Annotated in this window: 15 protein-coding genes; 14 read left to right on the forward strand and 1 reads right to left on the reverse strand. The window is 34.0% G+C overall.

The features are described 5' to 3' along the window. Nucleotides 1–579: 579 nt before the first annotated feature. Nucleotides 580–921 carry an IclR family transcriptional regulator domain-containing protein gene (locus D9780_RS21625; protein WP_121639597.1) on the reverse strand — a complete coding sequence of 114 codons (342 nt, stop codon included), beginning with the start codon at nucleotides 919–921 and terminating at the stop codon, nucleotides 580–582. Nucleotides 922–1,799: 878 nt separating this feature from the next. Between D9780_RS21625 and D9780_RS05935 the strand changes: the two genes are divergently transcribed. From D9780_RS05935 to dsrO, 14 genes are all read left to right on the forward strand, one after another. After that, nucleotides 1,800–3,374, forward strand: coding sequence for an ABC transporter substrate-binding protein (locus tag D9780_RS05935; protein ID WP_121639598.1), 1,575 nt, complete (start codon nucleotides 1,800–1,802; stop codon nucleotides 3,372–3,374). A gap of 3 nt (nucleotides 3,375–3,377) precedes the next feature. Continuing rightward, nucleotides 3,378–4,325 (forward strand): ABC transporter permease, encoded by a 948-nt coding sequence (locus D9780_RS05940; RefSeq protein ID WP_073004778.1) that lies wholly within the window; start codon nucleotides 3,378–3,380, stop codon nucleotides 4,323–4,325. Next, nucleotides 4,319–5,107: an ABC transporter permease gene (locus D9780_RS05945; protein WP_121639599.1), complete on the forward strand. Its 789-nt coding sequence runs from the start codon at nucleotides 4,319–4,321 to the stop codon at nucleotides 5,105–5,107. The genes D9780_RS05940 and D9780_RS05945 overlap by 7 nt, the downstream gene beginning before the upstream one ends. Beyond that, nucleotides 5,100–5,924, forward strand: coding sequence for an ATP-binding cassette domain-containing protein (locus D9780_RS05950; RefSeq protein ID WP_121639600.1), 825 nt, complete (start codon nucleotides 5,100–5,102; stop codon nucleotides 5,922–5,924). Before D9780_RS05945 ends, D9780_RS05950 begins: the two co-directional genes overlap by 8 nt. Next, the gene (locus tag D9780_RS05955; RefSeq protein WP_121639601.1) at nucleotides 5,905–6,654 is read left to right on the forward strand and encodes an ABC transporter ATP-binding protein; all 750 of its coding nucleotides are present in this window, start codon (nucleotides 5,905–5,907) and stop codon (nucleotides 6,652–6,654) included. The genes D9780_RS05950 and D9780_RS05955 overlap by 20 nt, the downstream gene beginning before the upstream one ends. A 296-nt stretch (nucleotides 6,655–6,950) precedes the next feature. Then, complete coding sequence (locus D9780_RS05960) at nucleotides 6,951–7,511, forward strand: hypothetical protein (RefSeq protein WP_162985809.1); 561 nt, start codon at nucleotides 6,951–6,953, stop codon at nucleotides 7,509–7,511. Nucleotides 7,512–8,381: 870 nt separating this feature from the next. Next, nucleotides 8,382–9,404 carry an alcohol dehydrogenase AdhP gene (adhP, locus tag D9780_RS05965; protein ID WP_073004769.1) on the forward strand — a complete coding sequence of 341 codons (1,023 nt, stop codon included), beginning with the start codon at nucleotides 8,382–8,384 and terminating at the stop codon, nucleotides 9,402–9,404. Between the two features lie 290 nt (nucleotides 9,405–9,694). Then, a complete protein-coding gene (locus D9780_RS05970) occupies nucleotides 9,695–10,033 on the forward strand; it encodes an ABC-2 transporter permease (RefSeq protein WP_162985810.1) in 339 nt (112 codons plus the stop codon). Nucleotides 10,034–10,332: 299 nt separating this feature from the next. Then, the gene (locus tag D9780_RS05975) at nucleotides 10,333–10,746 is read left to right on the forward strand and encodes a DUF4064 domain-containing protein (protein WP_073004765.1); all 414 of its coding nucleotides are present in this window, start codon (nucleotides 10,333–10,335) and stop codon (nucleotides 10,744–10,746) included. Nucleotides 10,747–10,892: 146 nt separating this feature from the next. Continuing rightward, nucleotides 10,893–11,159, forward strand: a complete 267-nt coding sequence (locus tag D9780_RS21385; protein ID WP_240458787.1) for a hypothetical protein — start codon at nucleotides 10,893–10,895, stop codon at nucleotides 11,157–11,159. A 5-nt stretch (nucleotides 11,160–11,164) separates the two neighbouring features. Continuing rightward, nucleotides 11,165–11,722, forward strand: a complete 558-nt coding sequence (locus tag D9780_RS05980; protein ID WP_240458788.1) for an apurinic/apyrimidinic endonuclease family protein — start codon at nucleotides 11,165–11,167, stop codon at nucleotides 11,720–11,722. A 153-nt stretch (nucleotides 11,723–11,875) separates the two neighbouring features. Continuing rightward, nucleotides 11,876–12,283 (forward strand): MarR family winged helix-turn-helix transcriptional regulator, encoded by a 408-nt coding sequence (locus D9780_RS05985; RefSeq protein ID WP_121639604.1) that lies wholly within the window; start codon nucleotides 11,876–11,878, stop codon nucleotides 12,281–12,283. A 78-nt stretch (nucleotides 12,284–12,361) separates the two neighbouring features. After that, the gene (locus D9780_RS05990; RefSeq protein WP_116279453.1) at nucleotides 12,362–12,943 is read left to right on the forward strand and encodes a hypothetical protein; all 582 of its coding nucleotides are present in this window, start codon (nucleotides 12,362–12,364) and stop codon (nucleotides 12,941–12,943) included. A 632-nt stretch (nucleotides 12,944–13,575) separates the two neighbouring features. Then, complete coding sequence (gene dsrO, locus D9780_RS05995) at nucleotides 13,576–14,457, forward strand: sulfate reduction electron transfer complex DsrMKJOP subunit DsrO (RefSeq protein ID WP_121639605.1); 882 nt, start codon at nucleotides 13,576–13,578, stop codon at nucleotides 14,455–14,457. The last annotated feature ends 9 nt before the right edge of the window (nucleotides 14,458–14,466 follow it).

Raw genomic sequence — 14,466 nt, forward strand, 5'->3', positions numbered from 1 at the left:
CTATTGCTCTCGCTGGCAGGGTCCCCTATACCCAACACAGCGAATCACAAAGAAGAGGCACAAGGTCAAGGACAAGCAGCTAACGCTGTGGCTATAGAGATTTCCTGATTATTTATTCAGAGCTAACATCTACAAAAGGGGATTTACACAAAATTATTGACACACCCTTGTTTGTGTCTAAATAAGTGAAACATCAGGTGAGTATAAAAGTAATTATATCTTTGGTTAATGCATTTAATTAAGTAAAGAATAGTAGTATGGATGTTTAAAGAATGACATAAGTAATTAGTTAAGTACGTGCAACTTACAATGCCCCTGACTAACTTAGATGTCAGGGGCATTGTAAGTTTATATGACTTAAAGGGCATTACTCATCTGCATGGATGAATTTGAATTTGCGATAATAACTATTAAATGGACAATGATTTAACACGGATTATTACCATTGAACTATCAATTCTAAAGAATGGGACAAGTCATGTTGTATTAAAAATGCTTGTTCTTTTAGTATGTTGACTAAAAAATCAATTCCTCTATGCTTCAAACGACTTGTAGGGCCCGAGATACTTAAAGCGCAGATTAGTTCCTTTTTTTATTATATATTGGTACGGCATAACAAGACAAACCATACTCGTATTCCTCGTTGTCTATGGAAATGCCAGAATTTAATATTTTTCTTTGGTGTTCCTTGATAGTTGAGAAGTCTGTAATAGTGTTCATTGTTCTGGCTGGCAATTCCGAGAAATAGTACTCTAAATACTTATCATCACATCTCAAAAACAGTTTCCCTATTCCAGAACAATAAAGAGGGCTAACAGGTAATAAAGTAGTTTGTAATTGGTAAAACTCGCCATTAATAGTATTTACAATGATAACTTCATCTTCATATCGAATTCCTAGATTTACACTTTCACCCGTCATTTCTCTTATTTTTTCATATAGGTCTCCACAAGCATAGACAATTTATTATTTTGAAGAGCACCTTTAGCGTAGGCTGTTAGATGAACATGACATTTTTATGTCTTTTGGTTAACACCTATTATTATTTTTTGGGGTACTACTGCACTGGTTATTTCTCTTTATACACCAAATTTAGGTTTGAACAAGCACTGTTAAAAAATGGATAAATATGTTCCGATAATTTTCTTATCTAAATGAGATTTTGAAATCAACAGAATTATTTAATTTAGACAAAACAAGGCAAAGAAGCACGTTTTTTCGTGCTTCTTTGTGTTTATAAAATCAGCTGTTAGTACGTATTCATACACTTCCCCTTTTCTCTAAAATTTCTTTTTTTGTATACCGATTTTGTAATATAAGCTACCCTTTCTGTAATTGGTTATTTCAAATATGTGCTATCGAAATAAATTGTCATAAAGCGCACATTTTGTATGGTAATAGTAAAAAAGCAGTAGATTTTCTTTAACGGATTATATAATTTATGTTGCTATTTGTCTTATTTTATAGATTTTAAAAAATCATACTTTACAGATGTATGCTAATACAAAACTCAATACATTGTAGAAGGATACTTTCATTTAATAGCTGTAATAGAAAAAAGTGGTGTGGAATTATAGGCAACTTGTTCAGCTTCTGTATAAATCAGATGTTGAAATTTTTGCCGTATTGTATAAACTGATCATATATCTCAGCGCTTTTGTTCCAGTATTTTTGGTACCTAATATTGTTGGTCATTTAAATTCTCCTTATAAAATTTATTGACGAATTACCTGTTTCCCTTTATTATATTAATCGTAATCATTACGATTTGCAATTAAAAAATTGAGAAGGGGTATAAAATGTCCAAAAAAACAATTATTTCTATATTATCTGTTCTTATATTTATTATATTAACAGGGTGCAACGAAGGAAGTCAGGATCCCACAACAGAACAGAACAACACGATTCAAGTTGCAGTAACATCGGATAGTGGCGCGAATAAGTTGGATGCAACTTCTTACGAAGGATCAATGCAATTATATACTGCGGTATACGATCCATTGGTGAAATATGGTGAAAACGGAAAGATAAAACCAGGATTAGCGGAATCTTGGGAAATTTCAAAGGATGGAAAAGAATATGTTTTTCATTTGCGTAAAGATGTCAAGTTTTCTGATGGATCTGATTTCAATGCTGATGCTCTTTTGTTTTCTATTCATAGATGGAAGAATAAAAAAGAGCATGCTTGGTTAAAAACAGCAGAAACTTTGAAAAAGGTCAAAAAGATAGATAACTATACGGTGAAAATGTTTTTCTCGGAACCAAATGCTTTAATTTTAAATGAATTAACAACAGCTCGCCCATTCCGGATTATGAGCCCGAATTCTGTAAAACCTGCAGGTGATCCTAATGGTGAATTTGAAGAAGCAATTGGTACAGGTCCTTGGAGAATAGTTTCTTATGAAAAAGACAATGAAACCGTACTTACTCCAAATCAACATTATTGGAAAGGTAAATTGAATGATAAAAAGATGATTTGGAAAGTTATTCCAAACGCACAAACCCGCTCTTTAGCCTTGCAAGAAGGTAGTATTCAAATAGCAGGAGGAGAGATGGGAAAAATATCATATCAAGATTTAAAGATGTTTAGGAATAATGATAAATATAAAGTTGAATCCGAGCGTGGGACAACGAGCTATTTTCTAGCAATTAATAATCAAAAAAAGAGCTTGCAAGATGTAAAGGTTCGCCAAGCATTAAACTATGCTATTAACAAAGAAAATCTAGCAAATCAAGTCTTGGACGATAACGGTTCACCAGCTACAGGCTTGTTTGCTAAGACAGTACCTTTTGTAACAAAAGAAAACAGCCCAGGTTATGCTTATAACTTAAATAAAGCAAAAAAATTGTTAGAAGAGGCTGGGTATGGCGCAAAAGGTAAAGAATTAAAGCTGAATCTTGTGTTTCAAACCGAAGAATTTCCGGAATGGAAGGAAATTTCAGAAATAATTCAAAATAATCTGCATGAAGTAGGCATTGAAGTTGAACTGAATAATATGGAATCTACATCTTATTATCATAGTTTATGGGAAAAGCAAGATTATGATTTATTGCTATATAGAACCTATGCAGATGGTCTCAATCCTCAAGGATTTCTTAATTCGCTCTTTGCAATTAATGGTGATGGAAAAGGTATAGCTTATGCAGATGAACATCTATCGGAGTATATTACAACTGCTGGGAAAGCTATAACGAACGAGGAAAGGCAGGAGGCTTATGATAAAATATTCTCTTATATGCATAATAACGCAGTGACTGTGCCTCTATTCTATCCCGATAACATTTTTGTCCATCAATCAGATGTGAAAGGTTTTACCTGGGGACCAATTGTTGATAATCCAGTTATTTGGAATAATTTAGAAAAGGAAGAATAAGGAATGTGGCGCTTTACTTTAAAAAGGCTTTTAAACATCATCTTAACTTTATTTTTTCTTAGCATATTTATATTTTTTCTTGTTCGTGTAACTCCTGGCACGCCTGAAATGGTTATATTGTTAAATAGAGGAGGAGAGATAGGTGGCGAAGAGGTTGTTGATATAAAAACAGAACTTGGTCATGATACATCTTTATATAATCAATATGTAAATTGGTCAAAGAGAATGATAAGGTTCGATTTTGGTGTTTCTTACCAATCGAACCTTCCAGTGTTAGATGAATTACTCTCACGTGTTAGTGACACTTTAATATTAGTAATACTATCTTTGGCTATTTCAATTATACTTAGCGTCATTATTTCTTTTTATGCTTGTATTTATAAAGGAACAATGCGTGAAAAATGGATTGGTAATATCTCCATTTTTTTATCATCATTACCAAACTATTTGATAGGACTACTGTTGGTTTTATTTTTTTCTATACATTGGAAAGTTACTCCTGTCTATGGTGATGGTACATGGCTACATTATATTTTACCTGTTATTACTGCCAGTCTACCTCTTTGTGCATCTTTTGTTCAGTTATTTCGTCAAATTATTACAGAAGTAATAAAAAACCTATATTTTGAAGCAGCGCGAGCAATGGGATTAAAGAAGCGTGTATTATATACTAAATTCCTTTTTTTACCATGTATCCATAGCTTTTTAACAGTAATAGCTTCCCATTTTGGAAGTCTATGGGGAACAATCATTGTGATAGAAACTATATATGCTTGGCCGGGATTAGGTAGTTATATTATTCATGCAGTAACAGCTAGAGATTATCCCGTTGTTATTGGTTTTACATTAATAATGGCACTATTTTTAATGCTTATATATTTTTTAATTGATTTACTTTTACGTTATATAGATCCACGTCAAACTCAGAAGGATGGGCAAATAAAATGGTGAGAAGAATAGCATGTTTTTTTCCAATAATTTGTTTGGGATTTCTTGTTTTTACAATTATTATGGGCATTTTGTTTACTCCATATGATCCATACGAGGTGAATACACAAAAGGAATTAACCCCACCAAGTTCAGAACATTGGTTTGGAACCGACCATTTAGGAAGAGACGTATTGACTAGAATTGTTTTTGGAGCATCGTATACGCTACTCTTTCCTGCGATAGTTTTATTACTATCTTCCCTTTTAGGTGTAGTTATTGGGCTTATAAGCACTATTGGAAGAAAGGTAGACTTATTGACGACTGCTATTATGGATTCATTTAGTTCCATACCAAGTTTCCTTGTAGCTATTATTTTTGCTGGTCTTCTTGGTCCTGGAATGGTTAGTACATTATTTGCCATTCTAGTATCTTGGTGGGTTCATTATGCAAGGATTGTACGTAATACCTCCATGATAATACAAAATCAACCTTTTATTCTATCTGCTCAGTTGAGTGGTACTTTTGGAGTTAAGTTAATTAGAAAACATATTTTTCCAAATGCATTACCAATTGTTCGAGAACTAATATTTTTAGATATGGGGACTATTATCTTGATGATATCTAGCCTTTCTTTTCTTGGTTTAGGAGCTCAGCCTCCAATACCTGATTGGGGTGGTATGATACTTGATGGGAAAAGTTATTTCCAAATTGCACCATGGGTCGCATTAATTCCTTCTGTATTTATTACAATTTTTGTTATGTTATTTTACTTTATGGGAAGGAGGGTACAGAGAAATGGATGATGCAATACTTGACGTTGACCACCTCTCAATTAGATTAGATGATCAATTAATTGTAAATAATCTCTCCTTCCATATTTGTAGAAATGAATTTTTTTGTTTAGTTGGAGAAACTGGCTGCGGTAAGACGATTACTTCCCGTGCCATCATAGGTTTATTAGAAAGAAAAATGGATGTTCATGGAACAATCTTATTAGATAATGATTCCAATAATTTAATAGAGTTAACTGAAAAAGAATGGCGTAAAATTAGAGGGAAGAAAATAGGATTCATTTATCAACAACCTTCACTGGCTTTACATCCTATGTTAACAATTGGCAACCAAATGTTGGGTGTTTTGAAAAATGAAAAATTTATAAAACGAAAGGAAGCAAGGGAAGAAGTGCATCAACAATTATTAGAAATGAACTTCTCTAATCCTGAAGTTATTGCTTCTGCCTATCCTTGGCAGTTAAGTGGAGGCATGAATCAACGAATTATGATTGGCATGTCACTGTTGCGTAAGCCTCGTTTGTTAATTGCTGATGAGCCAACAACTGGTTTAGATACAATAAATCAGCAAATAGTAATTCGTCAGCTAATAAAGTTTCAAGAAAAATATAAAATGTCCATTTTGTTAATTACACATGATTTACGTTTGGTAAACCAGATTGCGGATACTGTGGCAGTGATGAAGAATGGAGAAATTATAGAAGTTGCTCCACTTTCCACTATTAAGAATAACCCACAACAATATTATACAAAAGAACTATGGAATATGATGCCTGATGCCTTGAATATAATGATGAGGGAGGAGTCTTATGCTATTAGAAGTAAATAATCTTTCAGTCGTATTTCACTATCCTGAAAAAAAAGTACTTGATCATGTATCATTGAAACTCCAAAAAGGTCAGAAATTAGGAATTGTAGGAGAATCTGGTGGTGGAAAAAGTACACTTATAAGAACTTTAGCTGGCTTTCAATCATATAAAAATGGCAAAGTGACCATACAAAATAAACTTATTAAAGCGACGCTTAAAGACCGCAAGTGGATAAGCAGGAAATTACAAATGATTTTTCAAGACCCTCTTTCTTCCTTAAATCCAAGACAGACTATGCAGCAGGCCTTAGAAGAGCCCTTGCTTAATTTCACTACTTTTAGCAAGGAAGAACGAAAACAAAGAATTTTAAATATTATAGAAGACGTAAACTTACATCCTAGTATTTTAAGAAGGTATAGTGATTCCATAAGTGGTGGACAGGCGCAACGAATATGTATTGCTCGATCGCTATTAGCTAATCCAGAAATTCTTATCTGTGATGAACCAATTACAAGCCTTGATATGGTAACACAAATACAAATATTAAAGTTATTAGAACGATTTGGAAATGAAAAGCAAATATCAATTATTTTTGTTTCTCATGACATTTCACATGTTTTAAAGTTTTGCGATGAAGTATTAGTAATTAGAGATGGAAGAGTAGTTGATTATTTTAAAGTAGGAGAATGGCAAAATGAAAATAGAAACGGTTATACAAAAAAATTGATGGAGTCCATTAGAATTGTTTGAACCGTTTCTGGAAGTTTCATGAATTATCAGCTTTAACTATGTGTGAAATATGTACATGAATACTGTCTATTGATCGATGAGGTGTAACTGTTGTCCAAATAAAATATTTTCTGCTATAAATGAACACTTTTTTAATAATTTTATAGGATTCAGTATTGGATTTCTAAATAAAATACGAAACGTTTACTTAAGTCAATCGTAAATAGTGTGAACAATAGTTCAGATGTTATTAAAAAATGTGTGAGAGAATATTTATTTGTTGTTCAATGGCATTTAAACGACTAGGAGGCGAGAAGTTGATGGGTGTACATATTACGCATGATGTAGAAAAAGACCAAGACTGGCTAGAAGTCAAAGGGGATTATGAGCAGTTTTATGTGTGTGGTGATAATGAAGATTATGTGGAGGATACTAAGTTGCTCATGCAAAAGATGGCAATTACATGTTTTACATTTCCATTTTATGTTCATTTTGAAGGGTATGAAGACGAAGTGGAGTCGGTATTATCCCATCAGGATACATTAGATATTTATTATCAACCATCAGGGAAAATGGTTCTTACGATGTGTGGATTGAAGATTTATCGGGCGGAGGTACCGGCTTTTACGGTTACTATCACCAATCAGGAAACATTAGAAAATGTATTTTCCCAGTGGTTTCATTTGGCAATGGAAAATAATATGTGGTTGATATCACAAGAAGCAAATGTATACTATAAAAATAAATTCGCAACTATTGAATTGAACGATGAATCTATTATTTTGGTAACCGAACACGATGCACAAGGATTTTCAGTTATCACCAATTATTATTTGTATCAAAATTTAGAATATTTACGGTTGATTTTTGATAAGTAATAAATACCATGTGCTAAATTATCTTTTAAACACTTTACCAATAGTCTCAGCCTTTGTTTGCTATGTATTTGGGGACCGATATAATACCAATAATATTATGAATGTTATTGGTATGTTCCGGCTTTAAGGGGTGATTTATTTGAAGAAGTATGTTGTTGCCGTTGGTATGCTATGGTATGTGATATTGTTTGGTTGCATCCCTTTACTTTCAGAAACTGAAAACAAGTTCTGAGATCTGGTGAAGTTATCGTGGAATTACATACATATGAAATGATCACGGGTCATTATGTTTGTGAAGGAAATCCAAAGATTCGATCTGTAAACACCCCTTCGGTAATGGAGTTTGTATAAGAGTTTAAAACGCTTGCGGTTGATAAAAAAGTACTGTAGAAATCCTCATAGAAGAAAATCCTTCTTTAACCGTTTTTGAATGGACTGAAGACGGAAACAAATGAAGGTACTATAAAAGACAACAAAATTACTGTTCCAGCAGAAATGGGTGTCTGTATTTATGAAGTGCAAGCAAAGAAACAACGTTTATATTTAATGTAAAAGTTAAATAGACTAATTTTATTCGTTCGTATTAGTATTTCATCCATGCACATGTTTCACTTGAAAAATTAGGTAAAGGAAAACCACCTTATGGTTAGGTTCGTTCTCTTTAAACTATCTTACAATGGAATTAGCAGAACAAGAAACAATTGACGGACACAACAGCATATTCGCTTATAGATGGGAACATTAATGAATAAATAATTAATAAACTAAAATGTTTTTGGGTAAAACTTGAAATTAAGGAAACACCATCATATAATAGAATCCTAATCTTTGTGAAAAGGTTATCATATTAGTGTGATGGAGGGGTTAAATATGAAAGCAGCAGTTGTAAGTTCTGAAAAAACCAAGCTTGTTGATGTGAAAGATGTTACGTTGCGTCCGTTAGAAACTGGTGAAGCGCTTGTAGACATTGAATATTGTGGTGTGTGCCATACTGATTTACATGTTGCTAAAGGTGATTTCGGGGAAGTTCCTGGACGTGTTTTAGGGCATGAAGGTGTAGGTATCGTAAAAGAAATTGCAGATGATGTAACATCTTTAAACGTAGGAGATCGTGTCAGTGTAGCGTGGTTTTTTGAAGGATGTGGCTCTTGTGAATATTGTGTGACTGGTCGAGAAACATTCTGTCGGGATGTAAAAAATGCTGGTTACAGTGTTGATGGAGCCATGGCTGAACAATGTATTGTTGCAGCCGATTATGCAGTGAAGGTACCAGAAGGTCTAGATCCACAGCAAGCGACAAGTATAACATGTGCAGGTGTAACTACTTATAAAGCAATAAAAGTATCTAATGTAAGCCCTGGTGAATGGATCGTTATCTTTGGAGCTGGAGGGCTTGGAAACCTCGCTATCCAATACGCAAAACGGGTTTTTAATGCGAAAGTTATCGCTGTTGATATTAATGACGATAAATTACAGCTGGCAAAAGAGGTTGGCGCTGACGTAACATACAACGTGAAAAACGTTGCTAATGTTGACGAAGTGATTCAAAATGAAATCGGTGGAGCTCATGCAGCAGTTGTGACAGCTGTATCGAAAGCGGCATTTAATCAAGCCGTTAATGCTGTACGTCCAACCTCCAAAGTCGTTAATGTTGGCTTGCCTCCTGAGAAAATGGATTTAGACATTATCAAGAGTGTGCTAGACGGCATTGAAATTATCGGCTCGTTGGTCGGAACTCGAAAAGATTTAGAAGAGGCATTTATGTTCGGAGCAGAAGGAAAAGTAGTACCAGTTGTTCAACCTCGTAAGTTAGAAGAAGTTAATGATATTTTTCAAGAAATGGAAGATGGAACGATTCAAGGTAGAATGGTTATTGATATGCACTTAAAATAAGCATAATGGATAAAAATGGAGTTTCTGCTTATAACAGTTGCTCCATTTTTTTGTGTTGACTTATATCCTATGGATCAGAGATAAGTTTTATGTTCATTTATTTGATAAATCTGTCAATTATTATATTTATAAGTCATAGATTGTAATAAAATGTGTCTTTCCAAGTTATAATGATAAGGGATTTAATGGGGTTGTAGGACAATTAAAAATATGACCACTTTCCAGTAATAAATAAACAAGAAACCGATTACTTCCTTTTCCTTGCGTTATATTTTGGTCACATTTGTGAAGTGATAAAATATTATGAATTATTGTCTAGTAAAATGGTTATAAAAGAAATGGGGCAAATGATAATTTTAAGTGCCTCTGTAGCTTTAATATTTGGAACGAACTCTATCTTATTACTCTTGAAATTTGGGGCTGAAAAAGCGCGGATGTTTTTAATTTTAGGCTATGTTATTCCTGGAGCACTGATCATTTTTATGATGGGCAAACTAAATGAATTAGGTGTTGTCCTTACAGAGAAGATGTTGAATCAAACGCTCATGATGCTTCCCGTCGTCGTTATTATTTGGCTTACCCTTGGCTATAGTTTCTCTGTTGTAATCATGAATAAAAAGCAATACTAAAACGATTTTCAACAAAAAAGTTGTTACATTTATCTGGCGTTAAAGCTATAGAAATATGTTAAATAAATCTAGCAACATAAAGTAAAATTTTTTGGGTTTTTTGAAACTAAATACATCGCCTATTCGTATAAGAATTAAATCGATATTCACTATCATAAAGGGGGGATGATTCATTGCTTTGCTATCAACTGGACATGTAGATAGCTTTTTAAACTACAAATTGTTGGTTATATGGATTCCTATACATATGTCTATATGACTGTATTTGTTTTTCACAAAAAATTATTGGAGGCTTCACTATGAAACGAACAGGAGAAATAGTTTTTACGGTTATCGGAATTTTACTTTTTGGAATTTTAATTTTTGGATCTGCAATGTATTTGTCAGCAGATAGCGGCGAAATACAACAGCTGTTTGAAGAAGTGTTACAAGAAGAAGGAACTAATGAGGTAAGTGCAGAAGATCTATCCCAGACATTTGAGTCTGCTGCTACAACCATGTTAATTGTTTCTATCGTTAGTGTTATTTTGGGGTTGATTTCCATCTTCTTGCTTGTCGGAAATAAAAAACCAAAGATAGCAGGTGTTATCTTGCTTATTACTGCAATAGGGGGAACCTTTCTGACGATGTTTTTTGGGATTTTTGGAGGAGTTGTTTATTTAGTTGCTGGAATCATGGCACTAGTACGTAAAGAGAAGAAAATGATTGCATAAATCGTTTCATAAAGGCAATAACCTTCCTGTATTGGTTATTGCCTTTAATTGATTATAAGAAGTTTAAAATGATTAATCCATTGCAGAACAGTCTTTTATTTTATGATTCAGAATAATAGATAAGCAATAAAAAAGGGGGTTTTTAGATGTATCACTACGGAATTTCTGGTAGTACGATACTCACAAATTCTTCGAAGTTAAATGAATTGTTTACATATGACTTCGTTGATCATATAGAGATAGGAGAATTTTCTGACCAAACAGCTTTTGAAAAATTTAAGTCTTTAAAGGATAGACACGGGTTCAGCTTTGGCTTACATTCTCCGTTATATCGAACTGGAAGCAAGTATGATCTTTTGCAGTATGTTAACATAGAGCCGGAAGTTGCTGGTCACAGTTTGAAGAGGAAATAAATTGGATGTCTAAGTTAGGAGCAAAATATGTATTGGTTCATTTTCCTTATTTTAAATCTAAGGTTGAAGAACAAATGATGGTAAAAATGGAAAGCGGTTTAAGGCGGTTACAACATTTACAATTGAAGTATGATATCCCGATTGTTTGTGAACCAAAGCTAGGGTTTAATCGTTCTCCTGCAAATATCGAATTGCTCCATCATTTTTCCGTTGAAAGATGGTCCAAGTACGACATAAAGCTATGTATCGATATTGGGGATTATTTACTGGGAGCAAAAGAAAAAGCGCTATCTTATATCTCTAAATGGAAGGAACATATTAAAGTAGTACATCTCCATCATGTTGCATGTAAAGACAAAAAGTATTTTTGGCTGCCCATCCATCCGACACAGGAGGAAGGTCAAAAATACCTTAAAGTCCATCATGTTATAAAAGAGCTCGCCGGTATGAATGGCATCTATTTCATATTAGAGCATACACCTCATTTCACCCCTTCTAAACAATTTGTGCAAGAAGGCATTGCTTGGCTCCATAGCCTTTTGGAAAAACCAAATCATAGATAGAACTGGCGTCCCTGTTATAAACAGGTACTTAATAAAATGGAAAAGAACTGTTGTTATTAACTAATCACTAGATTATAAGTTTTTTGTTATTGGCTTTTTATGTTTACATATAATATAATTTAGCTATTAAATTAACTAATAGGCAGTGATCGAATGAGCGATATAGAAACAATCATGCATGAGATTGTAGACATTCAATATAAATCGAAGCAGTTTATGGATGTGTTAGCAACTAATGGAGAATTGCCACCGTCACAAATTATTTTGCTGATTAAATTAAAAACGAGTGGGGGATTAAAAGCAGCGGAAATTGCATCATTTGCTGGCGTCACGCCCGGAGCAGTAACATCCATGTGCGACAAGTTGGAAAAGACGGGGTTAATTACGCGCGTACGGGATACGACGGATCGGCGTGTCGTTAGGATGCAGCTAACATCTGAAGGGGATAGATATGTGCAAAAAACCTTTGCAAAGTATCCCCCTCATCAACTGAAAGAACTGGCGACGATTCTACATGAAGTAAATCAATTAATGAATAAAATAGTATCCAAGAGCTCTTAAAGGGCTCTTTTTTTTTATTGTAATATTAGTTTACATGTTATATAGTTTATTTATTAAAATATATAGGAGTTGAATGAATTGGTGAATCAAAACATTCGTTTCATTGGTCAAAGTAAACAATTAGAACCAATTTTTGCACGTACTATTACTGCACAAGGTCATCACCGCTTTTGTGAAGCTATAAAAGCGCAAGAAGCAACTATAGTAGGCAGCTGTATTATTGATGATGTTGTGCAAATGAAAAAATTAAAAAGTGGTGGTCATTTAACAATAAATCGAGCAAAGCTTGAGGAGTTAATTGTTACAGGAACGTTAAGCGCAAAACATATACAAACGAAAGATATATTTGTTCGTGGCAAAATTAGAGTGGATCATTTAGAAGCAGAGCATGGAGAGATCATTATGAAATGTACGTGTCATATTGGGAAAATGAATGTAGAAAAACTGCTTATAAAAAAAGGCTTTTCATTTTCTAGTCGGCTTGTAAGTGAGTCGATCACTGGAAAGTATATTCAACTAACACACACACAAGCTAATACAGTTCGTGGCGAGCATGTTGTTTTGGGGGAAAACTGTGAAATTAATACATTGTATTATACTGAACAGTATACGATTGCTAAAAGCTCGAGTGCAATAAGAATTGTAAAGGAAGTTCTTTAAATGATCTTCTTCTACCGCTTTTTCGCCGTGTTAGCTTTACTTGTTTTTAATGTGTTATACATTGGTTTAATTGTACGTGTCATTATTGGAATCAGTGGTAGTGTTCTGCGCACTATAGGGGTCTAACTCAAATTGAAATCATTTTTCCACCTGATATATCACTTCCAGTATATCCTAAGTATACCGATCATGTTCATGTTTGTAACCATCTTGCTGATTATTTCCAAATATGTAAAACAAATAATTCGTTTTTTGTTCCTTCCTTTTCAATCGTATAGAGACGAAACTATCCTAAGATAGGACGAATAGTTAACAATATGCAGATGAGCGTGAGCAAGGTCATACCATTTCAAAATTATGATGTTAACATGTCATTTGAAAATAAAGCATGGCTTACAGGTTTCGCTCTTCTTTTGTTTTCCAAAGTAATCTATTCCAAGCTTTTATGGCGTACTTTGCATATTGCCACATTTGCACAACCATAATTTTTTCTACAGTTGATTTGGATACACCATAAATTTACTTTAATTTGACGGATTTATCACAATTGGAAAAAGTGTGATAAATGTTACACCACCATTACCTACAAGTGCTTTACAATCGAAGAAAGACAAGTGAAAGGGGTGGGAGAGATGTTTTTAAAACAACTGCTGGAAGATGACTTTAATCAAATTGTGGATGAACGGTTGTCAGATGCCAGCGAAGAATTAGCGAATTCTCCTTATAATACGAAACTTGGGTTAAATATGGCAGACGATGCTAGAAAAGTCGTTGCAGGTCAGTTGGATATTCAATCGTTTCATAAAAAATATCATGCTTCTTTGATGAAAGAGTTTGGCGAACATGTTGCGCAAGAAGCACCTCATACAAAGGGGAATAGAGGTGTAAAATGGGGCATGGTTATTGACCTTCAGAAATGTGTTGGTTGTGATTCTTGTACGGTTGCATGTAAGGCAGAGAATAGAACCCCTCCTGGAATTTCGTATAATGTTGTTTTAGAAAGAGAAGTCGGAGAATTTCCGCATTTATCGAAAGTAAACTTACCAATGCCTTGTATGCATTGTGATAATCCTCCATGTGTTCAGGTTTGTCCAGTTCGAGCAACGTTTAAATTGGATAACGGAATTGTAACAATTGATAATGACCGTTGCATTGGCTGCAGGTATTGTATTGTTGCTTGTCCGTACGGTGCAAGATCATATGATTTTGGTGAAAGTTATGAAGATGAGATGTTAGGATTTAATGATGTAACTAGCCCAGAATACGGAATTGAACGTGGCAAACGGGAACCAAAGAAGACGCCAATTGGCACTGTACGGAAATGTAATTTTTGTTTGCATCGTTTAGAAAGAGGCGAAGAGCCTGCATGTGTAGAAACATGTATTGGAGATGCGCGTTTTTTCGGAGACTTAAATGATCCAAATAGCACAGTAGCAAAACTTGCTAATAATCCAAGAGCTTTTCGTTTAAAGAGCGATTTGGGAGCAGGTCCAAATGTAATTTATCTAAAGTAAGGAGGGATT

It is taken from the genome of Virgibacillus sp. Bac330 (genome assembly GCF_003667845.1).
GTDB lineage: Bacteria > Bacillota > Bacilli > Bacillales > Amphibacillaceae > Virgibacillus > Virgibacillus chiguensis.